The organism is Acinetobacter legionensis, assembly GCF_057165765.1.
On sequence record NZ_CM169896.1, the window covers coordinates 841,501 to 866,150 of the forward strand.

Annotated in this window: 20 protein-coding genes, 1 other RNA gene and 3 pseudogenes; 14 read left to right on the plus strand and 10 right to left on the minus strand. The window is 36.0% G+C overall.

All coding sequences use genetic code 11. From position 1 onward, the window contains the following. The first annotated feature begins 379 nt into the window (after positions 1 to 379). Complete coding sequence (rhtC, locus tag AC2G3J_RS04015) at positions 380 to 1,000, plus strand: threonine export protein RhtC (protein WP_151957848.1); 621 nt, start codon at positions 380 to 382, stop codon at positions 998 to 1,000. Positions 1,001 to 1,386: 386 nt separating this feature from the next. On the opposite strand, the gene AC2G3J_RS04020 is transcribed toward rhtC, so the two are convergent. Then, positions 1,387 to 1,878 (minus strand): copper resistance protein NlpE, encoded by a 492-nt coding sequence (locus AC2G3J_RS04020; RefSeq protein ID WP_336952045.1) that lies wholly within the window; start codon positions 1,876 to 1,878, stop codon positions 1,387 to 1,389. 704 nt (positions 1,879 to 2,582) lie between these two features. Between AC2G3J_RS04020 and AC2G3J_RS04025 the strand changes: the two genes are divergently transcribed. Further along, complete coding sequence (locus AC2G3J_RS04025; RefSeq protein WP_336952044.1) at positions 2,583 to 3,167, plus strand: 1-acyl-sn-glycerol-3-phosphate acyltransferase; 585 nt, start codon at positions 2,583 to 2,585, stop codon at positions 3,165 to 3,167. 171 nt (positions 3,168 to 3,338) lie between these two features. Here AC2G3J_RS04025 and AC2G3J_RS04030 read toward each other — a convergent pair whose 3' ends face one another. From AC2G3J_RS04030 to AC2G3J_RS04045, 4 genes are all read right to left on the minus strand, one after another. Continuing rightward, positions 3,339 to 3,683, minus strand: a complete 345-nt coding sequence (locus AC2G3J_RS04030) for a hypothetical protein (RefSeq protein WP_336952043.1) — start codon at positions 3,681 to 3,683, stop codon at positions 3,339 to 3,341. Between the two features lie 144 nt (positions 3,684 to 3,827). Then, the gene (locus AC2G3J_RS04035; protein WP_419328223.1) at positions 3,828 to 4,559 is read right to left on the minus strand and encodes a sulfite exporter TauE/SafE family protein; all 732 of its coding nucleotides are present in this window, start codon (positions 4,557 to 4,559) and stop codon (positions 3,828 to 3,830) included. 231 nt (positions 4,560 to 4,790) lie between these two features. After that, the gene (locus tag AC2G3J_RS04040; RefSeq protein WP_483770680.1) at positions 4,791 to 6,497 is read right to left on the minus strand and encodes a flotillin family protein; all 1,707 of its coding nucleotides are present in this window, start codon (positions 6,495 to 6,497) and stop codon (positions 4,791 to 4,793) included. A gap of 30 nt (positions 6,498 to 6,527) precedes the next feature. Further along, entirely contained in the window at positions 6,528 to 7,172 is a 645-nt protein-coding gene (locus tag AC2G3J_RS04045; RefSeq protein WP_483770681.1) for a YqiJ family protein, read from the minus strand. A gap of 944 nt (positions 7,173 to 8,116) precedes the next feature. Here AC2G3J_RS04045 and pnuC point away from each other — a divergent pair. The 3 genes from pnuC to AC2G3J_RS04060 all read left to right on the plus strand — a co-directional run bounded on the left by pnuC (position 8,117) and on the right by AC2G3J_RS04060 (position 10,893). After that, positions 8,117 to 8,701, plus strand: a complete 585-nt coding sequence (gene pnuC / locus AC2G3J_RS04050) for a nicotinamide riboside transporter PnuC (RefSeq protein ID WP_336952038.1) — start codon at positions 8,117 to 8,119, stop codon at positions 8,699 to 8,701. 19 nt (positions 8,702 to 8,720) lie between these two features. Then, positions 8,721 to 9,017, plus strand: a complete 297-nt coding sequence (locus AC2G3J_RS04055; protein ID WP_483770682.1) for a hypothetical protein — start codon at positions 8,721 to 8,723, stop codon at positions 9,015 to 9,017. 1,075 nt (positions 9,018 to 10,092) lie between these two features. After that, complete coding sequence (locus tag AC2G3J_RS04060) at positions 10,093 to 10,893, plus strand: GGDEF domain-containing protein (RefSeq protein WP_483770683.1); 801 nt, start codon at positions 10,093 to 10,095, stop codon at positions 10,891 to 10,893. Here AC2G3J_RS04060 and AC2G3J_RS04065 read toward each other — a convergent pair. Both AC2G3J_RS04065 and AC2G3J_RS04070 read right to left on the minus strand, forming a co-directional pair. Next, complete coding sequence (locus tag AC2G3J_RS04065) at positions 10,890 to 12,164, minus strand: MFS transporter (protein WP_336952035.1); 1,275 nt, start codon at positions 12,162 to 12,164, stop codon at positions 10,890 to 10,892. The genes AC2G3J_RS04060 and AC2G3J_RS04065 overlap by 4 nt on opposite strands. A 187-nt stretch (positions 12,165 to 12,351) precedes the next feature. Then, a complete protein-coding gene (locus AC2G3J_RS04070) occupies positions 12,352 to 12,555 on the minus strand; it encodes an amino acid transport protein (protein ID WP_419328228.1) in 204 nt (67 codons plus the stop codon). 203 nt (positions 12,556 to 12,758) lie between these two features. Here AC2G3J_RS04070 and def point away from each other — a divergent pair, with 203 nt between their 5' ends. Continuing rightward, positions 12,759 to 13,238, plus strand: a complete 480-nt coding sequence (gene def, locus AC2G3J_RS04075) for a peptide deformylase (RefSeq protein WP_336952032.1) — start codon at positions 12,759 to 12,761, stop codon at positions 13,236 to 13,238. Between the two features lie 74 nt (positions 13,239 to 13,312). On the opposite strand, the gene glpK is transcribed toward def, so the two are convergent. Beyond that, the gene (glpK, locus tag AC2G3J_RS04080; protein ID WP_419328229.1) at positions 13,313 to 14,794 is read right to left on the minus strand and encodes a glycerol kinase GlpK; all 1,482 of its coding nucleotides are present in this window, start codon (positions 14,792 to 14,794) and stop codon (positions 13,313 to 13,315) included. Between the two features lie 130 nt (positions 14,795 to 14,924). Between glpK and ssrA the strand changes: the two genes are divergently transcribed. The 5 genes and pseudogenes from ssrA (at position 14,925) to AC2G3J_RS04105 (ending at position 19,058) form a co-directional block, all read left to right on the plus strand. Continuing rightward, positions 14,925 to 15,283: a transfer-messenger RNA gene (gene ssrA, locus AC2G3J_RS04085) on the plus strand. A 1,013-nt stretch (positions 15,284 to 16,296) separates the two neighbouring features. Further along, positions 16,297 to 17,229, plus strand: a pseudogene (locus AC2G3J_RS04090) (IS5 family transposase). 227 nt (positions 17,230 to 17,456) lie between these two features. Beyond that, entirely contained in the window at positions 17,457 to 18,035 is a 579-nt protein-coding gene (locus tag AC2G3J_RS04095) for a DUF4189 domain-containing protein (RefSeq protein ID WP_336952009.1), read from the plus strand. Between the two features lie 259 nt (positions 18,036 to 18,294). After that, positions 18,295 to 18,603, plus strand: coding sequence for a hypothetical protein (locus tag AC2G3J_RS04100; protein ID WP_483770684.1), 309 nt, complete (start codon positions 18,295 to 18,297; stop codon positions 18,601 to 18,603). A gap of 11 nt (positions 18,604 to 18,614) precedes the next feature. Continuing rightward, positions 18,615 to 19,058, plus strand: a complete 444-nt coding sequence (locus tag AC2G3J_RS04105) for a hypothetical protein (RefSeq protein WP_336952007.1) — start codon at positions 18,615 to 18,617, stop codon at positions 19,056 to 19,058. 127 nt (positions 19,059 to 19,185) lie between these two features. Here AC2G3J_RS04105 and AC2G3J_RS04110 read toward each other — a convergent pair whose 3' ends face one another. Next, on the minus strand, positions 19,186 to 19,524 hold the full coding sequence (locus AC2G3J_RS04110; RefSeq protein WP_336952006.1) for a hypothetical protein: 339 nt from the start codon (positions 19,522 to 19,524) through the stop codon (positions 19,186 to 19,188). A 632-nt stretch (positions 19,525 to 20,156) separates the two neighbouring features. Here AC2G3J_RS04110 and AC2G3J_RS04115 point away from each other — a divergent pair. The 3 genes and pseudogenes from AC2G3J_RS04115 to AC2G3J_RS04125 form a co-directional block, all read left to right on the plus strand. Further along, positions 20,157 to 20,472, plus strand: a pseudogene (locus AC2G3J_RS04115) (BCCT family transporter); the annotation flags it as partial. A gap of 136 nt (positions 20,473 to 20,608) precedes the next feature. Beyond that, positions 20,609 to 22,669, plus strand: a complete 2,061-nt coding sequence (locus AC2G3J_RS04120; protein WP_336952005.1) for a choline transporter — start codon at positions 20,609 to 20,611, stop codon at positions 22,667 to 22,669. Between the two features lie 258 nt (positions 22,670 to 22,927). Further along, the gene (locus AC2G3J_RS04125; RefSeq protein ID WP_483770685.1) at positions 22,928 to 23,386 is read left to right on the plus strand and encodes a hypothetical protein; all 459 of its coding nucleotides are present in this window, start codon (positions 22,928 to 22,930) and stop codon (positions 23,384 to 23,386) included. Positions 23,387 to 23,516: 130 nt separating this feature from the next. On the opposite strand, the pseudogene AC2G3J_RS04130 reads toward AC2G3J_RS04125, so the two are convergent. Further along, a pseudogene (locus AC2G3J_RS04130) lies at positions 23,517 to 24,407 on the minus strand (bifunctional aspartate transaminase/aspartate 4-decarboxylase); the annotation flags it as partial. Between the last annotated feature and the right edge of the window lie 243 nt (positions 24,408 to 24,650).

A 24,650-nucleotide genomic window follows, 5' to 3' on the forward strand; every position in this document is an offset into this window, starting at 1 on the left:
TTGTGTAGGCGATGCCTCACTTTTCGTAGGGGATGCCAAACCTTGTGCTGCAAACAAAGCAATGCTTTGTTTTTGCTCATGGGCGAGGGGGACGTGCTGTACTCACGACCAACAGAGAGATTCGTGTCGCCCCGCAGTAGAATAACCATCTATGATTCAAAAGTAAAAAACGAATGAGTAATCAATAATTTCTAAAAGTTCCTACAAAAACATAATCTTCATTGATGATCAATGAATTGATGGAAATTACTTGTATGAATAATTAGGTGGTTTAACTATTGTGATCAGTATAAAGAATTTTATGGATGTACAGATATCGATGGAAAAACATGAATTTTCACACTAATATTAATCTGTCTCACTGAACGGAATCTGGTCCATGTTGATCGCATTATGTACGTTAATCTTTATTCATTTTTGTGCCCTGATTACACCAGGCCCTGATTTCTTTCTGGTCTCGCAAACCGCAATTAGCCGTTCAAGAAAGCAATCTATTTTTGTGGTTTTGGGGATTACCGCAGGGGTGATGTTTTGGGCTTTTTTAGCTTTGGCTGGGTTGAATATCATTTTTGAAAAAATGGCATGGTTAAAGCAAGTAATGTTGGTTGTTGGTGGGATTTATCTGTGCTGGTTAGGCTACCAAATGCTTAGATCTGCTTTGAGTAAGAAAGAGACTGTGTCACAGCATCATTTTGAGTTACCGCAAAGCAATCTGCGTTTCTTTCTTAAAGGTTTCTTAACCAATTTATCAAATCCTAAAGCGGTGATTTATTTCGGTAGTGTATTTTCAGTGTTTTTAGCCAATCCACATTTAGATGGGGTGCATTCATTATTATTTATAATTGTTTCCGTAGAAACGCTGATCTGGTTTAGCTTTGTTGCCTTTGTATTTTCATTACCCAGCTTTAAAGCCGCTTACCAAAATGCCTCAAGATGGATTGATGGTATCTCAGGTGGGATCTTTACGCTCTTTGGTGCATATTTGATTGGCCATCGCTAAAAGCATGCTCCAAAATTTAAAAAAACCTGCTTGAAGCAGGTTTTATTTGGGTCTGTAGACATTTCATAAATGGCTTGCGTTGTAGGTTAAAATTGAGCAGGCAAGGCATGAAACGAAGAGAATAGCGAGACTATTTTCGAGTTTCATAACGTAGGCTGAGATAATTTTAGCCACAACCCTGAGCAAGAACAAAGCAGTGCTTTGTTTGCAGCGCAAGGCGCAGCGGGGACTAGTGTGTTTTTTGCCGTTACGTCGTTACGAACTACTTATTTAGAATGACTAAATTTCGTATTTCGCGCCTAGTATCGCCTAAAAAACACACGTAGTCGCAAACCTAGACGAATTGTCAACAGACCCTATGCTGTTCTTCGGAAATAATTTAAAAATTATTCCACGTCTTTGGTTAATTGATAAAGTTCAGCATTTGGACCTTCAATCTTTTCACCCGTTGCAAAACTACGTGCTTCTAACATATTTTCGCCAACAAAGTATTTGCGGTTATCTGCATTTTTATCTAGACCGATAATCGATCCAGATTCATCAAAACTAAAATGACCTTGAGTTTTAAATTCTTTGCCTTCACCTTTAACCCCTTCATATTCTTCAGTCAGTTCATAAGTGTGATCTGATTTGAGGATGAGTTTGGTTTTGATTCCTGAGCAATCAGCACACGGAAGTAAGCCTTTGTATTCCCCAGCCCAGTCCAAGCTACTTTGAGCATTGTGTTCTGAATCAATCGTTGGGGTTGCTGCTTCATGCGATGCAGCAGCCTGTGTTTGAGCTGTCGCTTTGATATCCTCTGATGCATTATGAGTCGGCTTAGAACAAGCGCTTAATGACAGCGCTAAAATAGACATGACGAAGAGTGTTTTTTTCATAACATAACCCAAATGAATAAATAATTATATGCGAATGATTTTATCCAGAATATAAATTATCTCCCTGATATGAAATGTGAATTATGTAAGAAATTGCTGAGTAATGTAGTTCGATGTTAAAAAGTTAGGCTATTATAGAGTTTCTCTTATTGTGCTATTTTAAGTAGTCGAATCTATGTCTCATTTGGCTGAATATGTTGCTCGTATTTACAATGAAAAAAACCACAATCAAAAAAGCAATGATTAAATTAAAATTGAAAATGTCATTTTGCAATGCGAAAAAAATTATGAGCAAGATATAGAGATCATTCAGACTAGCAAAATTTATACTTTTCAGATGGGACACAATTGAAACAAAGCATAGAACAAGACAATCAGTTGTTTGAAGTGGTGTCTTGTCTAGGAAGCTGGATTGAATATCAGGTCCTTCACCAGTTAAATGTGAATATTCAGCCGTAAAAAATTCATTTTGATAATCATTGTGGTGAATTATATTGGATTAACTATTTTAACCAAACGAAAAATTGATATATGCAAATTCATTGCAGAATTTCATCAAAACTGAATATTTACTGACAAGTTTTTCGATGAATTAATTTTATACATTTATATATTAATTGCTGGTTTTTTATACGAAGTGGATTTTTATCTGATCTATTGGTTGCTACAATCCAGCGCAAATTCTTTATATTTTGGTGTGCTGGGTGTTTGAAAAATTAGCTGAACAAAGTTTAGGCTGGATGGGATGGCAAATTGATAACCATTGGGATTTAAACATCGACCAATGTGTCATGATTGCAGCGCCCCATACTAGTAATTGGGATGCACTATATGCACGTTTAGCGCTGAAAGCTTTGGGCGTTCATGTACGTATTACCATTAAAGACAGCTATATGAAATTGCCTTTTGGACCTTTTGTGCGTGCTATGGGCGGAATTGGGATTGATCGCCGTCCTAAGCAGGATGGAGAGAAACGTCCAAGTATGGTTCAACTGATGAGTGAGCTGTTTAAGACCCACCCTAAATTGGTGATGCTGGTGACTCCGGAGGGAACGCGTGCAAAGCAAGAACAGTGGAAAACAGGCTTTTATCATGTCGCCACTAATGCTGGTGTACCTATTGCATTGGCGTATATGGATTATAAAAATAAGAAAACTGGGATTGGTAAAATTGTTTATCCAACTGGAAATTATGAACAGGACATGGCTGAAATCATGGGATTTTATGCTCAGATCAATCCGAAACATCCAGATTTATTTAGTATAGATACTCGATTTACTCACGCCTAAAATTAATATGTTATATATCTTTGAGACTGATTTAACACAATGATAGTCACTGTAGTGTGGAAAAGCGGCGAATAGCCTATATGCTTTTTCACATTATTTTTTTAAATACCAAGATATAAAAGCACTATGATTTTAAAACATAATGCTTTGCAATATTCAACAGTAAGCGGCTTATTTATTTTTAGCGTTGCTTACTATTGAGTGTTGTACACCGCCGAGAGATTCACAGGCTGTTTTATAAATATCGTATTGCTGTTGAACAACTTCGTCGAGAGGAATTTTAAATAGTTCATCTCCAGATTTATAGCGATCGATGTACTCAGTGGCTTTTTCTTTACTCACTACAAGTGAGCGTTCATGATAAGTATTAATTGAACTATGCGCTAATTCTGCTGTTTCAATATTATTACATTGAAATTGGCTAAGTAGTTTTTCCGCAGTTTTAATTTCACTAGATGTGCCAAGTACACATCCTGTTAAGAGAATACTGGCACTTAACAAAAATGAGTTTTTCATCACAGATATTTAAGAAAAATGAGTGGCGGAATTGTAGGATGAATCGGGTATTAAAAATAGAGCCGCTCGGATATTGTTTGCATTTTAGCAACCAGTTGTTGAATAAATAGCCAGTGAAATTCATTCAATTTTCTCTTTATTTTGCTAAAACAATGATGTTAGCAATAAGAAACAACCTGAGGCGAATAATAAACTCAGCACCAATTGTTTAAATTGTTTTTCTGATATTTTATAAAACATTTGCGCACCAATCAGCGCTGGAATACTCACTGTCAGTATGATGAGTGCAAAATAGGGGAGATGGATCTTATGGATGGTTCCTTGCCACAGATAAATAATAATTGTGAATAATTGAATTGCAAAATTAAAATGTCTTAAAATATAACGTTGTTGTTGTTTGGGTAGGTTTTTAAGCATGACCCAAGCTGATGGTGCTGCACCACAAAAACCGCCGAGACCACCTAAAATACCACCAATAAAACCAATGCTTCCATCTGCAACTTTACCCAATGCTTGAATACGAGTAAACACAGGTGCAAAGAACATGGTTGGACACCAAATCACTAAAAATAACCCAAGAATGGTCTTAAAGGTATTTCCATCAATGAGGTGTAAAAGATAGGTACCGAGAGGTACACCGATCAATCCTGCAATAATATAGGGGAGAACAAGGGAAAACGGGAGTTGATGTTTTTGTTCTTTTCCTAATGCAATGATATGACTCCATAGCGAAGCAAACACCACCAATGGTGCTGCCAACTGTGGTGGTAATACCCAAATCCAAAAAGACATCGCAATTAAAGCAAAGGCAAAACCGGTTAGACCTTGAACAAATCCGGCAATCATGGCACCGAGAATAAAAATAAACCAAGTCATTTTAAACAAAATTGGATAGAGTTAGAGCATAGCATTGAGATGAGTAATCTTGGTTGAATCAGCCAATTTTAAAAGAAATCATGGGTTTCCATCATGACTTATTTTGATAAGCATATCTGTATCGTTAACATGTATACCATTAAAAACGATCAAATCATGAATAAAAATTTATGTAATAAAAAGCCCCTGATGACAGAGGCTGGGAATTAATTAAATAGGAGATGAGTTGTATTAGTCATTGCTTGGTTTTAACGATTGCGTTAAACCATTAATATCTCCGCCTTTAATGTCTAACTCATTCATTAAGCTATCAATCAGTGGGGCTTGAGAACGATAGCGCAGCGCACTATTGACCACTTGATCAGACAAAGCAATTTGATTTTGTTCACCAGATTCACCTGTTGCATTTGAACCTGCCATACTGCCTAAACCATTGACCTGAAGAATCTTGATATCATCAATATTCTCCATTGGTTTAACACTTTCACGAATGATTTCAGGTAAGTATTTCAATAAGGCTAAACGGATTTGCATCTCAACTTGTTCTGTTGATAGCACGTTGTTGGCTTCATTGACTGCACGCGTACCTTCAGCGTCGACTTGATATTGCTTTTCTTGTGCCGCAGCAAGCAACATTTTTGCATCTGCTTCACCTTTGGCTTTTAAACGTATTTTTTCAGCATCCGCTTGTGCTGCAATACGGACTGCTTCAGCATCATCTGCAGCTGCCTGTTTAGCGGCCTCTGCTGCTACAGTAATCGCAATCGCATCTGTTTCAGCAACTTGCTTTGCAGCCACCAATTCAACGGCTTTTAAACGCTCTGCACGCTGAGTTTCACGAACAGTTGTCACTTCTTCTTCCGCTTTTACAGCTTGTGCACGTGCTTGGTCAGCCAATGCTTTAGCTTCAGATTCAGCACGTGATTTTTCAGCAATCGCAATTGCACGATCTTGTTCGGCCAATTCAATGGTTTTCTTCTGTTCAACTTGGGCTTTTTGGATCAGCTGTGCTTTTTGAATATTTTCATTTTCAACATCACGTGCAGACGCAATACGCTTTAATTCGACTTCACGTTCAGCGGCAATCTGAGCTTCTTCTGCTTCGCGTTTTTTTGCGGCTTCTTGTGTTGCAATTTCTGCCGATTGCTCAGCTTTACGAATGGCGATTTCACGTTCTTGCTGAAGTTTTGCATATTCCTCTTCACGTAGAATTTGCAAGCGTGCTTGTTCTGTTTCTAAGTTTTTTGCTTTAATGGCTAAGTCATTGTCTTGTTCAATGTCATTGCGTTTTTTACGGCGGTCTTCAATTGTTTCAGTTAGTTTAGTTAAACCTTCTGCATCGAAAGCATTTTGAGGATTAAAATATTCAAAACTGGTTTGGTCTAAACCGGTCAGTGAAACCGTTTCTAATTCTAAGCCATTTTTAAACAGATCTTCAGAAACAACTTGCTGAACTTTTTGAACAAAATCAACCCGTTTTTCATGTAATTCCTCCATTGCCATTTCAGCGGCAACAGCACGCAGTGAGTCTACAAATTTACCTTCCACCAAATCTTTGAGTTCTTGTGGTGACATCGTTTTTTTACCCAAGGTTTGGGCAGCTGTCGCAATAGATTCAGCGGTTGGTTTAACACGTACATAAAATTCAGCCATCACATCCACACGCATACGATCACGAGTAATCAACGCTTGATCTGTGGCACGTTTGACTTCAAGACGAAGGGTGTTCATATTGACGGGAATCACTTCATGTAAAACTGGCAATACAATTGCGCCACCATTTAAAATGACTTTTTCACCGCCAAAACCAGTACGGACAAAAGAAACTTCTTTACTTGAGCGTTTATACAGGCGGGCGATAATAACCCCGATGACAATCAGTGCCATCAATATAATGCCTGCTAAAACAAGGATTTGATATAAATTTGAATTCAACATTTTATTATACCTAGGTTTGTTATTGAAAAATTAAAGTGGAGTTGCTTGAAAGCCTAGTTTTGTTCTTTGTGTCAAAATCACACTTTGACCTTGTTGGAAGATTTCATTTAATTCTGGTTCAACCAAAATATAATGTGTCTGTCCAAATTGATCGATAACTTTGGCTTGTGCAGGATAGTTTTGTTTTGCTTCGCCTAAAATAATCTGAGCTGTACGACCAATCAATTCGTCACTGTGAATTGCAGTGGTTTCATCTTTTGGTAAAATTTTTGCAATGAGTGCTGCACACACTCGCACAATCGGCATAGATAAAAAAAGACTGGCTGGCGCAATAATCCAAATTGAAAAATAATTTCCAGTGAAATTGAAAAAAATACTTTGCGCAATAAAACCAAATAACGCATAAACAGTTAGAAAAATGATCAACCAAACCAAGACGGGGACACGGCCAAGATAGAGCCAATCTAACAGCTGAACCAAAAGATTGTGATCTGTATGAATGTCTACATCTGCATGATGAGTTTCTAAGAGTTGATCTGGAATAAACTGGTCTAAGAAACCTTGTGAGGTTGAACCAATAATAAGGAGTAAACACTCCACAATACCCAATAAAAACATCAGGCAAAGACTCACGCTAAACAGTAAGTTGGATGAGTGTGTAAAAAATTCCCACATATTGTTCTACTCTAAATTATTGTCGCGCGTTTTTATAAATAAAATTTTTAATTTGAACTGAATAATTAAATGATCATCAGTTAATTCAATTAATAAATTAAGTTTATCGGTTTTGTCGTATTGTTGCAACAAAATATTTTATGATATTAATTAAAATCAATATCTTATAATTTAATATATTGTTTCATATTATGAGAATTGGTTGAAAAGTAATGCTTGCATTTTAGCCAACTATTCCTTATAACTGATTGAGTTTACAGAGGGAACTGAAGACAAAAAAATACGCAATGATTGGGGTGATCACTGCGTAGAACAACGAATCTGCTTTCACAGTTCGGTTAAGGAGAAATGTTATGAACATTGGGGATTGTTCATAACTTAAGTTTGATAGTAGAGGTTCCCCTCTGTAAATTCATTGGTATTCACGTAAACAAGTGTTAAATCTCGTAAAGATGATTGAAATGTGATCGACATCAACTAAAAATAATACCTTAATAAATGTTTTTAAACATATTATTGACTGGAAATATGCTCTGTTGCGCTTTTTTTTAATCAGTTATTTATGTGATTTTTAAATGTAAAACAGACAGTTTCTATGCGCTATTAGGTTGATTTTTCCATATTTCAAATCTTAAATTGCATATTTCAAAAGAAATGATCAATTCGTCGTGGAGGATTGATTTATCTATTTGGTATCATCTTTAAAGAGGCACCATTTAAAAAATTATATTCGCAAATTGTAATTTAAAGACAATTCTATATTTTTTAATGAATTCTTCTTATTGCCGTAGCCATTAAAATAAACGCAAAACAATAACGTTTTTTGGGAATTTTGATTCAAAAATTATATTTCAGATCCTCATCTCAATTTTAGTGTTCGTTTTGCTTGCAATCATCCTGTATTTTTTCATAATAGCCTTAACTCTCATTATTAGCTTTTTACCATGTCACCATTAGAAATATTTGCGGTTATTATCAGTATTATTGGTGTCACATTGACGATTAAGCGAAATATGTGGTGTTGGGTATTTAATTTCTTTGCCTTTGTTTTATATGCCTATTTATTCTTTGAATTTAAATTATATGGTGAGACAATCTTACAATTGTTCTTTATGGTGGTGAATTTTTATGGCTTTTATCACTGGCTAAAAGGCAAGCAGCAAGATCATGAGATTCGAATAGAGCCGATTGCCGTACAAACCGTAATTCTACAAATGATCATCGCTGCTGTTGGAGGGGGAGTATTTGGGTTATCGTTGCACTATTTTACTGATGCAGCTTTGCCTATGTTAGATTCCCAATTGGCTGCATTTAGTTTACTGGCAACCTATTGGACCAGCCGTAAACATATTGCGACTTGGGTGCTTTGGGTCTTTGTTGATATTGTCTATGTCGGCATGTTTATGTATAAAGAATTATTCCTAACAGCTGCTTTGTATGCAGCGTTTGTCGGACTGGCTGCATTTGGATGGTGGCAATGGGAACAGGTCAAAAAGAAACAAACGAGTAGCATGTATAATGGAATTTAACATCATTTAAGGGGCTGCCATGATTATTGATTTTGTTCAATTACAAAAACAAAATTTTGAACAACTTGTTGAAAAAATCATGGCTCAACCTGAGCATTATCTTGACTTTGATTCAGTCTCTGATTTTTACAAAGCCCAATGGTTAGATCAATTTCCACAGGGTACAATTTGGAATACTTCTGGTTTGGATGATGGCGCAGAAGAATTTTGTATTCAGATCAAATTTAGAGAGCTGATTTTTAATATAGAAATTCAATCAACTTCTATCGTTTTAAAACTTAACAGTAAAAATATTAGAGTTTATAAAAAAATATAAAGCCAAGTATGTTTGTTAAGTGTTTGAAAAAAATATTTTTATTTGATTTTTACTTCAATTGTATTTTAGTAATTTTGGAGAGATGATGATAAAGTGATGTATGTACTGAATTTAAATAAAAGTAGTGATGGCTTGTTGTTTTAAAACAGTATGATGATTAATACTCAGGTCCCAGATCAAGACTAGCCTAATTGGATATTTCAATTTTTGACACGGCTGAAATTAACTTTTAGAAAGTTAAAATATAAAATAAAAATAAATTAGAGTAAATTAACAATAAAAATGATAAAGGCGGAAAATCTTATTTTAAAAAGTGCTTGTATCCAACTCAACGTATATGTCCAAATAGGCTAAAGGTTGACAAATAAAGCTATTAAAAAATAGTTGAATTCGGTCAAAGTGGGTAAGTGAAAATAACTTTACTCATTGAAATTTTAGGAAAACTTAAAATCTAAATTGATAAAATAAACGTAATAAAATGATAGTTCTTTAGGAAATATTTGCAAGGAATATGAAGGTTAATATCCTAACCTTAAGGTTTATTTAGAATAAAAATCTATGTTTTGAAATACATTTACATAAAATAGCTAGAATTTTATATTTAAGTGATAGATACAGATAAATAAAACAACGGATAGAAATTTACAAATTTATGGATTAGTTATTATATGAAACAAAAAAATAGAGTGGCAATACAGTGCTCAACGGAACACTTCATGCATGATTTCATGATTATGAATTGGAGTAATCTTAAGAAGTGTACTCTTGTGCTCCTCTTGGGAGGTGTTGCTGTTTTATCATGGATTGTCTGGTGGTTTTTTAGCAACGCTCAAGTTGAGCTACAAGCTTGGATTAATCAGGATTTTTATCCAACCTACATCAGATTATTGTCTTTTTCAGCATTGGGTTTTTTACGCTTATTTTTATTATTCGTGCTTTAAATAAAATTTCTATTTTTGAAATAATAATACCGTATATAACCATCGCATATTTTGGTCTTATCTTTGTTTTTGGTGCACATTGCATCGGAGTTTTTAGTCCAGCATCAAGTGCAGGTTATGTCAGCTTAGTCACGGTGGCACTGGTATTATTTGAACGAAAAGTGGTGTATCTCATCATCATTCCAATCACTGGTTTTATGTTGATCAGCCTTGGATTAAGCCTAATGAATAAAATGACTTATGCACCAATTTTTAGTGAACACTTACAATCGATGTCGCTATATAAAAATACATTTTGGGTGTTTTGCATGTTGTATTTTTATATTCCGATTTTTTTTGCAAGTCTAGTTTTATTCGAGGTTCTCTTAATTCAATGGCGCAAAAGAGAGCAAATGATTCAGCGAATTAGCGTTCTAGATCCACTTACAGGTATTTATAACAGAAGGAGGATTGGTGAGAATATTGATTTATTAAAACAGCAGCAAAGCTCTTTTGCGATTGTGTTATTAGATTTAGATTATTTTAAGAGTGTTAATGATCAGTATGGACACGATATTGGGGATGCAGTTTTAAAACAGGTTGCAAAAATTTTGACTGAAAATATTCGTGAACAGGATGTTGTTGGACGATTTGGGGGAGAAGAGTTTATTATTCTCTTGAACAATGGTGCATTAGAAAATGCGCTGAGACTGGCTGAGAGATGCCGTCAAGCAATTGAAAAAGAAGAAATACGATTAGATCATCAACAGACGCTCAAAGTGACAGCTAGTTTTGGTGTCGCAGTATCAACGAATCCTTTTTTAACAACAAAAGAGGAGTTGATTCGTCAGGCTGATCAGGCCCTATATTTGGCAAAAAATAAGGGGCGCAATCAGGTTTGTCATTTCTTTGAAGTAGAACTTCCGCATTCATTTGAATATAAACAACGCCGTTAAACTGTTTCAAATTTTTTACGATAAACTAGACTTGTGATAAGGGTGATTAGACAAAGCACAACAATATAGTACACAGCACCAATATCACGATATAAACTTATCCATTGGACTAATGGCAGGGTCAGGCCACCTGCAATCGCGTATGCAACATTGTATGAAAATGATATTCCTGAAAAGCGAATTGGGGCGGGAAACATCTTGACCAAGCTATAGGAAACCACACCGACTGTGCCAGAAAATAGCCCAAGTAACATGTACAATCCGAAGATCGTTGAATGAGCGGTATGACCTAAGCTGTAATAAAAAATACTTGCGGTGATTGCCACACTGAGCGATCCCAAACAAATAACGCGCCCTGAACCAAAACGGTCAGCGAGCAAACCTGCCAATATACAACCCAGCATTTGCATGAGAATCGCCATGCTTTGCATCTGAAATGCGTCTGCACGTTGAAAGTTAAATGTGGTGGTCAGTAAATTTGGAGTAGATAGGATAATCACTACAACACAACCAGTTAAGAACCAAGTGAACAACATCCCAATTAAAACAGCAGATTTATGTGATGCCAAAACTTGCTTGATGGGTAGATCTTTTGAGAGTTCTTTACGCGCCTCCATCGCTTTAAATACAGGAGTTTCTTTAAGATAACTTCTTAGATATAAGGCAATTAATCCAAAAACTCCGCCGACTATAAACGGGAGACGCCAAGCCCAAGCATGGATTTCTGCTTCACTAAACTTTAGTGAAATAAACAGCGACATCACAGCGCCTAATAAGATCCCCAGTGACAAACCCGCGGTAAGCAAACCATTGGCAAAACCAATTTTCTTTGTCGGTACATGCTCTGAAACAAATGTCCATGCCGCAGGAATTTCTCCACCAATTGCAATGCCTTGAACCACGCGCATTAACAACAATAACAGCGGGGCAGCTAAACCAATGTCTGCATATGTTGGCATTATACCGATGAACAAAGTAGGGAGTGCCATCAGTAAAATGGATAAGCTAAACAGTCTCTTACGTCCTACGAGGTCACCAAAATGCGCCATGATCACGCCACCTAACGGACGGAAGAAATATCCTGCCGCAAAAATTCCATAAGTATTCAGCATTGCCCAAAATGGACTTAAAGAGCTGGGGAAAAATAGTTCAGCAATGATTTTTGCGTAAAATACATAAATAACGAAATCATAAAATTCGAGCGCACCGCCCAAAGAAGACAACGCAAGCGTTCTTTTCGCTTCCTTATTGAGGCCCAATTTTTCGTCCATGATGATGCAATGCCTTAAAATATAGATTGAATGTAATCATTTTAATTGACTATTTTTTACTTAAAAAATCAATATTTATTTTTATACATCCTACTTATTTTTATACGTGATCGAGGTTATTTAAAAATCATTTTTCTTTAAAAGGATTGCACTAAGCTAAATTTCAATCGGGTTGAATATTGATCATTTACATGCGAATTAACCACGGAATAAGACTCAGAATAATACCGCATACAGACATAATCATTGTATTTTCAATAAAATAAGGAAAAATCATCAAAGTCATGCCACAGATAAAAGGTATATTCATTCTCTGTCTTTTTCCATAAATAAAATAGCCTAAGCCAATTGAGCTAAAGATCAAGCCTAAAAATAGGGATGCTGTATTCATTATTTTCAACGATAGACTGGACGTTTGTTATTTACACGATCATGATTAAAAACGGCTTAAAAGACAAGCTGTCATTTGGTTTGGATAAATAGAAACTCATTTGTACATAATCACATACTTTTGCACAATAATTGAATTGGAAATCGCATTTCAAATGCTAAACTCATATTTATTCGATTTACATTTGATCAAGGTACAAGATAATGAGTGCCATGCTACCTGTCGCCCAACGTGGCGAAGACGTTTTAAAATTAATCGCAGTGCCTGTGGCTGAAGCTGAGTTTTCAAGTACTTGGTTAAACGAATTATCCAAGGCCTTACAGGCCACCATGTTAGAGCGTAATGGTGTTGGGATCGCAGCACCACAAGTGTATGTTTCTAAACGGGTGATTATTGTTGCTTCAAGAGCGAATCCACGTTATCCAGATGCTCCTGAAATGGATGCAATTACAATGATTAATCCTGAAATCTTAGAAAAATCTGAACAGACTATCTTGGGTGAGGAAGGATGTTTAAGTGTGCCCAATGAAAGAGGGCAAGTGGCTCGTGCTGAAGCAGTTACTGTACAATTTTTTACCCTCACTGGCGAAAAGATTATTCAGCAATTTCATGGTTTTCCTGCACGTATTGTACAACATGAAATCGACCATTTAAATGGGGTACTGTTTGTTGAAAGACTTTAAACTGAGCAAGCTTGGCTAAAATTTCATCTTGAATTTTATCTTTCACTTTAGCCAAGCTTTTCTAAGCAGAATTGTTAATTGGACTTTGCACGCTGCAACGCACCATTCCATAAGCTTAGGTGATATTGTCTTTGGTCTGCGCTCATCTTCGGCTCAAAAGCACGATCTAATTGCCAAGATTCGGAAATTTCACTGAGATTATTAAAAACACCTGCCTTTAATCCTGCTAATGCCGCAGCGCCCCAAGCGGTAGATTCTAAAAGTTTAGGGCGTAGCACAGGTACATTTAAAATATCTGCCTGAAATTGCATTAGCATATCATTTTGACTTGCACCACCATCCACACGTAATTGTTTTAAGGGGTGGGCGATATCTGATTGCATTGCAGTTAAAACGTCTGAAACTTGAAAAGCAATTGATTCTAAGGCAGCTCTGGCAATATGTGATTTATTGGTTCCACGTGACATTCCACAGAGTAAAGCGCGTGCTTCACTATCCCAATGTGGTGCTCCTAGACCTGTAAATGCAGGAACCAGAACGACACCATCTGTAGTGTCGACTTGGCAAGCTAACTTTTCAACTTCAGCACTATTTTTGATAATTCCTAAACCATCTCTTAACCATTGCACAATCGCCCCAGCCATAAATACACTGCCTTCTAAGGCATAATGCGATTGGTCCTGGCATTTCCATGCTAAGGTGGTGAGTAATTTATTTTTGCTATATTGAATATCAGTTCCTGTATTGAACAGCATAAAGCAGCCTGTCCCATAAGTATTTTTGGCTGTTCCAGCTTCAAAGCATGATTGCCCAAAGAGTGCAGACTGTTGATCCCCTAATACACCACAAATTGGAATTTCCGCACCAAGAAGCCCTGTGGCTGTATTGGCAATATAACAATCGGATTGAATGATTTTAGGTAGAACACTCACCGGGATATTAAAAAATTCAATTAATTCAGCATCCCATTGCTGTGTTTTTAAATTCATCAGCATGGTGCGTGAAGCATTACTTGCTTCGATGACATGCTCTGAACCTTGGGTTAAATTCCAAATTAACCAGCTGTCGACTGTCCCGAATGCCACATGATTTTGTTCAGCAAGCGCTCTTAAGCCTTGTATATTTTCCAATAACCAAACCAGTTTTCCAGCACTAAAATAAGGATCTATTCTTAATCCGGTTTTTTTGTGTATTTTTTCAGATAAATTGTTTTGAACTAACTGATTGCACCAGTCTGTAGCGCGTCGGTCTTGCCATACAATGGCAGGAGCAAGTGGTTTTCCTGTTCTCTTATCCCAAACCACCGTAGTTTCACGTTGGTTGGTTAAACCAAGTGCTTTAATGTCTTTGGCCAATAGTCTTGCCGATGCGATTGCTTGCTGTACGACGGTGATTTGTGTTGTCCAAATCTCCATCGCATCTTGTTCAACCCATCCAGAATGCGGGGTTTTAATTTGGGTTTCGCGTTGAGCAGAGGCATATACCTTTCCACGCTCATCGAAGATAATTGCTCTGCTAGAGGTCGTTCCTTGATCAAGTGAGAGTAAATAGCTCATCTTTTTTATATTTGTCCCTTGAAAAATAGTGATAGTAGCGCAATTATAGAACTAGGCGCATCATTTGATATAAATGTAGTGAATTATCTGCTTAATTTGCAACAATTATGTTATGATAGCTGTGTTATCTGGGGATGTTATTGGCTTCGACGCCGATGATGAAGCTCATAGATGCATGCCGAGAGCGCATTTTCTCTCGTAAATCAAATTTGCATATTTTAGTCGCAAACGACGAATCTTACGCTCTAGCTGCCTAAGGGCAGCTTGTCCGCTTCACTGAATACTTGTGGTCAGTGGACCCGACTGTAGCGCACGCACACAAGTCCGTATAAAGTCAAGCCTCGGGGCTTTATACTAAACTTAGAGGATCGCGTTTTGTACCCTGTTCGTCGGGTCACTTAATGTTAAAATAATTGACGATATCTAAGCATGTAGTATTCTCGAGTGTAGTGTTGGCGGACGCGGGTTCAACTCCCGCCATCTCCACCAAATTCTTGTTATAAAAAAGCCACTTATTAAGTGCGCGTATTTAGTTTTGCCATCTCTTTCCTGTTTTTATCACCATGAATCCATTTTGCATATCGTTTGATTTGCATTTGTAAGCTGTTGTGCAAGGTATTGCAAATGGTTTGCAGTCAGTAGCAGAGTTTGTTATTTTTAATTTTATGCATGACATTTTAACATGAAAAGTTGATTAAAATAATTTTGTTAGTAGCTTGAAATAAAGCGTTGGTACTACCTTAGTTATTATTTTGTCACTAATTGAACTAATATTTTATTGAATAATAAGCAATCAAAAATCTGCGTAAATACTGCAAAACTCAATTGGAAATCAGCTTTAGTAATTACTTTGCCTAGTATCTAAATTGCTATATTAATTTTATTTTCAATTGATTAGACTTAAGTAATCCTTAATTTAATATCAAGGTTTACTTTATAAATAGATATGAATATTTTGAATTAGGGAGGCTATTGGTTGTATGAAATATTTATTTTTCTTAGCAATAATAGCATCACTACTCATAATTCTATATAAACCTAGTATTCCTTCAGAAAATAAAAAGAGTAAAGAATTTCCTAGACTAGGGACAGTACTAACGGAATGTCAGGGCATAGACCCCCCAAAAGAGCTGGATAAGAAAAAGTATTACGATTACTGTAGTTGCGTTAAGAACTCGGTTGATACACGAAATAAGGAAGAAAAAGAGAAAAGTTGTATTGAAGATTTAAGAAGCGCGAATTAATCGGGCTTATTTAATTGTTCAGCGTAAAGTTTGACAGCTTCAGTGATAATTTTTGCTTGAGACTCTCCAGTAGATTATGAAAGTACTTTGATTTGCTCAACCGTACTTTCATGAAGCTTATAACTTTTGCTCAGAATACCACGACGCTCATTACTTCCTTGATTAATTTCTGATCTTGATTTGGTCATAAGTATGTCCTAATACGGCTTTGTTGCACAAAGGTGTTGGTAAGGTCTGATTCAGTAATATAATTTCCGAATGAATAAGTCTGCACCTAAAACCTATCGTACAACGAATTGGTCTTCTTACAACCAAGCTTTGGTGAATCGAGGGAATCTCTCGATCTGGTTTGATCCTACTACCCAATGGTATGCGCCATTAAAAGGCACACAAGGACGAAATCAAACCTACTCCGATACAGCAATTCAATGCTGTTTGATGATCAAATCTCTATTTCGTTTAACTTTACGAATGACCTCGGGATTTATTTAAAGCCTCATTCAAATTTGTGGTTTAGATTGGGCAGCACCAGATTACTCAACTCTTTGCAGAAGACTAAAGCATATTGATATTGCGATTGGCTATCAAAAAAGCAGTAATGGATTACATCTACTTGTGGATTCTACTAGTTTAAAGTTTTTAGGTGAAGGTGGATGGAAAAGGAAGAAACACCAACCCGAGTATCGTCGCCAATGACGTCAATTACACATAGAGATAGATGCTAAAACCCTGCAAATACATGCAGTTCAGCTCACAACAAACAATCTCAATGATTCACAGGTACTCGGTGATTTATTTCATCAAATTCCACAAGAAGAACAAATAGACTCAATCTATGCCGATGGTGCTTATGACACTGAGATTTGCTGTCAATTGATTGCATCTAGAAAAGCTCATGTCGTTATTCCACCAAGAAAGAATGCGAAGCTGTGGAAAGATATAAAAACTCATTCACTAGAAAGAAATGAACGATTAAGAACGATTAAGCATTTGGGCAGTACGATATGGAAAAATTGGATAGGCTATCATCGAAGAAGTTTAGTGGAAACTAAGATGCACTGTATCAAACTATTAGGAGATAAACTGACTGCTGGGAACTTCCAAAGCCAAGTGAGTGAGATTCACGCACGCGTAGCAGTGCTCAATAAATTTACTAAATTAGGTCGTCCATATACTAGAGTTGTGACTTAAATTTATGTCACTTAGGAAAACTCTAACTTTCAAGACTTTGTGCAACAAGCCGATTAAAACTCAAAAAACCACTCACCCGAGTGGGTTTTCATTGCGACACACATTTAATTCAATAAAAGACATGATAAACCAAACCACCCTAAGGTGGTTTTTAGCTAAGAATTATTTTAAGATTTAGATCAAATAAATATTTCACCTATTAAATTACAAACACGGATGAAACAATTATGACTAAATACAATAGACCGCAGAGCATTCAATATTTTATATCATTAATTTGTGTGGCTCTATTTTCAATTATTATTTCTGGTGCTGCACATGCTGAGGGGAATTGTCCTCCGGGGTATTATCCTGTCGGTGGTCAAGGTGTACAAGGCTGTGCGCCTATTCCCGGTGGTGGTAATGGGGGGTATTCAGGTTCAAGCTCACGTACACCAAGTACAGAAGGCTACGTAGCTTCGAGTACAAATGGCGTTATTGGTTTTGCTACTGCGAAGATTTTCCGTGGAAAGTTGGAAGAAAAAGCATTGCAAGATTGTGAAAAAAAAGGTGGGACTGATTGTAGAATTTGGTTCACTTATGATGACAATCATTGTGCGACTGTAGGGCAAGCGGTTGGGACAAATAAATTATATAAAGCTAGAACAACAGCAGGAGAAGTAAGTGATGTTGTTCCTATGTTGGTTCCTGGTAGTAGAAAAGCTTTGGGGCGGAAAAAAGTTTTAGAGGCATGTAGTTATGATGGCTTTCCTGAGAGTCAATGCAAAATTATTTATGAAGATTGCCGTAGACTCAATCTTCCATAAGATTTTTTTTTGTGATTAAAATATGAAATGCAAAGCTTGGGAATAAGGATTCGGAATCGAGCTAATATGATTTTTTAGGATAACAAAAACTACTTTCGGGTAGTTTTTGTTTAATGGATGATTCTAGCTTGGTACTGAAAATACCTGCTATTTCGTATAGGAATCATTTTGTTAATGGAGGAAGTTTCGAGCTAGGGTGATCAAATTTTGTATTGTTTCTTTCTTATGCTTTAATATCAATGTAATGGGCAGAGGAGTAGTGCTACAAACATTAGAGCGGACTTTACCTGATTCTGTCTATGACCCATATAATTATGAATTAAATAAAGATACAGATTTTAAAAAATTGAATCCTGAGCAACAGGCTAATATTGTAGCTGATTATTTTGGATTAATTGAAGGATATAATCAGATTAATTTCAGTTTAGCTTGGCGAAATCATAAAGCTGATAATTCACAATATATAAGACAGGTAATGCAACCGATTATAAGTAATCCTTCAGGATATACATTGGTTTCTAATTGTACTCCGACTCCACTAGTTCCTTTAATTTTTTTAATTTACTGAATTATCATCTCATGAAAAATATTAATATATTAAGTGTTTTTTTTATATCAATAATATTAATTGGTTGTAAAGAGAAACGTGTAGCTGATTTCCAATATGAAATATTAGAAGATAAGAGCATTTGTTCATTAAAACCCCAAGAAATTTATGATTCTAATGAATTTTCAATGTTTGACACATCATTTAAAAATGAAAGTGGAAGTTTCAATGATGAATTATCAAACAAAATATATGCACAAAGTTTAGAAAATTTATCTAATAAAGATAGTAAGTATATTTTTTGCTTTTCAAAAGATATGCTTATGTCAAATTATTTAGAGACTCAGATCCGTATTGAGTTAAAAAAAGGAAAATCCTTTAGACAATATGAATTTATAAATTACTTCTGTCTAAGTAAAAAAAATTCAATTATGAATTTCAATAGTCGGGATAAGAGTATACAAGAATGCCAATAATTCGGATTTCCGTAAAATTGCCATAATACAGGTGACTTGAAATCTTACTTTCAACATCTATATCTTAGCCAAAGCAGTTTTATAATTCACTATGCTGAAATAGTTTTACCGAATAAGTCGTAAGTTTTCAGAAATGGGCTTTGATTTGTTTATCTGCCGTTCTGCATCGTATTTTTTGCTGTTCTATAGGTAAACCAATGAGTTCATCATAAGCATTCATTACCTGTTCATCTGTAGGCTCAATCTGTTCACGGGAAACTTTACATTTCTTTTGATTTTTTAAAAACAAAGCACTTAAGCTTTTTCCGTAAGTTGAATTTTCATCTTTATCACAAAGACTACTAAGAGCAACTAAACGAGCAAATTTTAATTGTTGAGCTTGGATTTGACATAATGATTTGGATTTTGGCAACTCAGCCCAAGTTTCACCACTAATTAAGAGGAAGAGAAGTAGGAATTTTTTCATTTTTTGATCCTTTATTTTGTTTATTCAATGATAGATTTTTTATTGGAAAGAAAATTTCTAACTTTATCTTGTTTTTGAATTAACACATAAGGCGAGTCAATACCAAGATATAAAAGAGTCAAAATATAGTTTTAAAAAGTTTGAAGGCGAAAGTGGCTAAGGTTTAAGTGGATGTATTGCAATTGCTTTAAAAATAGCTGCCTTATTCAAATTGCATTATGCTGATGTCATCAACACATTTAATATCTTATGCCGATTTTTATAAGTTTTATCAACATATCTATATATATACGTGTCGAATTTTTCATTAAATATCGACATGAGGCTTTACGGATTTTACCCTTTGACTTCGATATTGAAGTGGGATGTAAAAAGAGGGAAAGATTTATATGTATTAGCTCAAATTTGAGCTGGCAGTTCCCTTTTTAGGGAATATCTGTTTTATTTTGGGGGGAAGTATTCTGATCATAAGTGATGCTATGCTTGGTCTACGCTTTTTTCGCCCGAATTTTATCTGGTGATTGAATGCCGATTTTAGCAATATTGTGATTTATCTTAGAACAATAGCAAAAATCTCCGGTGACTCGGTCTCATTTTTCCTTTTAATCTTTCAATCCTTATGTAAATGGGGTGTTGTGATTTGTTTCGTATTATTTTTGAATTTGTAGGTTCTGTTATACTCAGCTCGCAAATCTTTCCTTAAAAGGGGAAGTAATGAAAGTGTATCACCAATTTGTTTACTAATTTTTTGGTCTGTGGCGATTAGCATAGTATGCATTTGACAGGTGTTGGTAGGAAGTTTCGACTCTAACGCGCTGTTCTGGTATATCGTTCTCTATCATTATTGTGCTGTATATGTTTGGCTCAGCCAATACACTTAAAGAGGACCAATTTAGTCCTTTAGCAATGCAAGTGATAAAGACATTAACTCAGTCATCACATAACTGAAAAAATCTGAAACATTTTAATTGGGTAAATAACTTTTGTTTTTCATTTTCTATTCAAATATTTATTTTCATTGATTTAGCGATGGAAAGACGTAGATGAATATCTTCTTTTTCTTCTCTAACTTCCTGAGGATTGTATGGCGACAGATAATCCAAGAGCGGTTGATGATGCTACATTAGCGAATAAAGATCATTTGAATCGTGTGGTCTTTTATGTTTCAGCTCTACTTATTTTAACATTTGCACTTGTTACGATTTTATTTAATGACTTTGCCAATCATTTATTGAATGTGGTATTGGCTTGGGTCAGTGATAAATTCAGTTGGTATTATTTATTAGCTGCAACATTGTATTTAATCTTTGTGATTTTTATTGCCTTTTCACGTTATGGCGATATCAAACTTGGTCCTAAACACTCGAAACCTGAGTTTAGTTTACTGAGTTGGTCAGCGATGTTGTTCGCTGCGGGGATTGGGACAGACTTAATGTTCTTCTCGGTTGCGGAGCCGTTATCACACTATATGAATCCACCCATAGGTGAAGGACAGACTTATGAAGCTGCACGTCAGGGCATGGTCTGGACATTATTCCACTATGGTTTAACAGGGTGGGGGATGTATGCTTTGGTGGGGATGGCATTGGGATATTTTAGTTACCGCTATAATTTGCCATTAACCATTCGTTCTGCACTATATCCAATCTTTGGTAAAAAAATTGATGGTCCTATTGGGCATACTGTGGATATTGCTGCCGTGATCGGCACAATCTTTGGTATTGCTACTACCTGCGGTATTGCAGTAGTTCAGATCAATTATGGTCTACATGTGCTGTTTGATATCCCAGAAAATCTCTGGGTTCAGGTTGCCCTGATTTTAGTCGCTGTGATTGTGACCATTATTTCGGTGACTGCTGGGGTAAATAAAGGCATCAAGGTCCTGTCAGAAATTAATATCTATGCTGCAATTGGCTTGATGCTGTTCGTATTATTCCTCGGAAATACTGAATTTCTGCTGAATGCGCTGGTACAAAACTTTGGTGATTATATTAGTCGCTTCCCAAGTTTAGCTTTGGAAAGTTTTGCCTTTGATCGACCAAAAGACTGGATGAATAGCTGGACCTTGTTCTTCTGGGCATGGTGGGTAGCATGGTCTCCATTTGTAGGCTTATTTCTGGCGAGGATTTCTCGTGGTCGTACGATCCGTGAATTCGTCTGCGGTACTTTGATCATTCCGCTATTGTTCACCATCACATGGTTGTCTATTTTCGGTAATAGTGCCTTACATAGCGTGATCTTTGATGGTAATACCACATTGGCACAAACCGTATTGACCAATCCCGCACATGGCTTCTATGATTTACTTGCTCAGTATCCAGGCTTTGCCTTTATTGCGGGTATTGCCACAATTACCGGTTTACTATTCTATGTCACTTCGGCAGATTCAGGAGCTTTGGTTCTTGGGAACTTCACGACCAAATTCTCAAATGTTGATAATGATGCACCTCGTTGGTTGCGTATCTTCTGGGCTACTGCAATCGGCTTACTGACTATAGCCATGCTGATGGCTAATGGAATTACCGCCTTGCAAAGTGCAACGGTCATCATGGGATTACCCTTCAGTTTTGTCATGTTGTTAGTGATGGCAGGTTTGTATAAATCCTTGCGCTTAGAGGATTATCGTAAAGCGAGTCGTAGCCCAAATGCAGCGCCTGTTGTAGGTAATGTTGATATTCTAAATTGGAAGCAACGTTTGTCTCGCGTCATGTATCATCCTGGCAGCAGCGAAACACTAAGTATGCTCGATAGTGTGTGTAAACCTGCAGTTCAGACGGTTGCGGATGAGTTGGTTAAACGTGGGATGAATATCGAAGTAATGCAGGGAGAGGTTGAAGATAGTGATACGCTGTATCATCTTGATTTAACCATCTACATCGAAGAAGAGTTTAATTTCGTTTATCAGATCTGGCCTGTGCGTTATATTGCGCCGACTTTTAGTGAACGGGGTAAACGCGGTATGCAATATTATTATCGTTTAGAAACCTTCTTGTACGAAGGTTCACAGGACAATGACTTGGTTGGATACACCAAAGAGCAGGTAATTAATGACATTCTGGATAAGTACGAACGTCATATGACCTTTTTGCATATCAACCGAATTAGTCCCGGAAATCGTCCTTTGTATCCTGACTCACAAGACTAGTGTCTTAACATAAAAATACCCCATGAGTTGTGCTCAACTTATGGGGTCAGTTCACTATGAGTCTAATTTAAAATCTATTTTCTATATATTTTTACTGACGATTGTCTAAAATTCATAGTAACCACGCAACAAATTGAACAAGTCAAATTGTTGAGTAAAAGGTAGTTGTAATAGATGTCTAAGTAGTTTTTTTATTTGTTGAGATTGGGTAAGATTACTGAAAATTTAGTACTTTATAAAATGTAGATTAGGATGATGATGAAAAAAATTTTAGTGATCGCCTTAGGGATATTGCCAGTATTTGTACAAGCACAAAGCTTCAAATACAAAAACACCGAGTCTGGTTTTAAAAATTATCAGGGACTAGCCACTTTAACTGGAAAATTTTCACGTAATTTAGACCCTGAATATTTGGATTATATGGGCGATGATATTTGCTTTGAACCCAACAAAACATCAGCTACACTCATTCCACGTCCAAAAGGTGATACCCGAGATGTATGGTTTTGCTTTAGCAACTTTGATGTCGCAAAAAAGACGTTTAAATTACCAAACAATATTAAAAAAGGGTATTGCCAATATGAAGGACAGGCAACGATTCAAATTAAAGACTATTATTTATTTATAGAGGAAACAGAAGGTTTTGATTCAACTCAATTAGTTTCAGCGACCAATATTACTCCCGCAAAAGCAATAAAATGTAAAGTGCAGAATTAAGACTGTTTGAATACTGTGATGAGATTTGATAACTACAAGTAAATAGAGCTTAACTTGGTTAGCTATTCGCAAACAAAAAAGATCGCATTAATGCGATCTTTTTTAAAACAAATACTTAATCTATTTATACTCATTTATTCTTTTTGCTGACTTTTTTATATTCCAGATAGGCTTCTTCAGCAAATTTTCGTAATGAAGTCCCGATTGCTGCATATTGGAATTCATTTAAGTTGGCTAGCGAGGCGCGTGCAGAAGGGTGTTGAACACCAAAACCTGAACCCGGAAGTAGTACTACACCTGTCTCATCAGCAACTCGGAAAAGTAATTCTGTTGGATTCTTATTTTTCATCACCCAATCAGCAAATGCATCACCATATAGTTTTCGCGAGGTATTTTCTAAATTGACCAAGGTATAGTAATCAACGGCATTCGGATCTTGCGGAACTTCAACGCCAAGCTGTCTATAAAGCGCAGTATCACGTTCTCGAACCACAGATTTCACTGCTTTTTTATAGCTTTGACGAGAATCCATCATATTAAATAAAGCAAAAAGAACCATTTGTACTTGTTGAGGTGTGGATAATCCAGCCGTGTGATTTAAAGCAACATTACGGCTATCGGCAACAAGGCGATCAATAAACTTAATACTAGATGGATCTGTGGTGAGGGATGAGTAACGTTCTTCGAGTTCTTTCTTGTCTTTTTTAGAAAGCGCCGCAATTTTTTTATCTAAAATATTATGATTACTCAAGGCAATGACCCCAAGTCTCCAGCCAGTTGCACCAAAATATTTAGAGAAAGAATAAACCAGAATGGTATTGTCAGGGCAAATTGCAAATAAGGATTTAAAGTTATCTGCAAATGTGCCATAAACATCATCTGTTAAAATAATCAGGTCAGGACGTTTTTTAACAATATCAGCCAAAATCGCTAAACCTTCATCACTCATTTTAACCGAAGGTGGATTGCTTGGATTTACCAAGAAAAATACTCTAGAGAAATGAGCTTCTAACTTGCGTAATGAAAATTTATTGGATCTATGAGGGAAATCTAGTATTCAAAAGAATTAAATTATTTTATTAAAATTCATAGTTTTTAAAACCTTGAATTAAAAATTTTTATAATTAAAAATGATTGAATAAATAAAAATATATTTATCTCTATCTAGAGGAGGATTTTTTTGTTATAAATTTTATTTATTAAATATTTAGCAAATAAAAGCTCTTGAAATGTGAGGTAAAATTTAAAAAAATTATCTACGTTA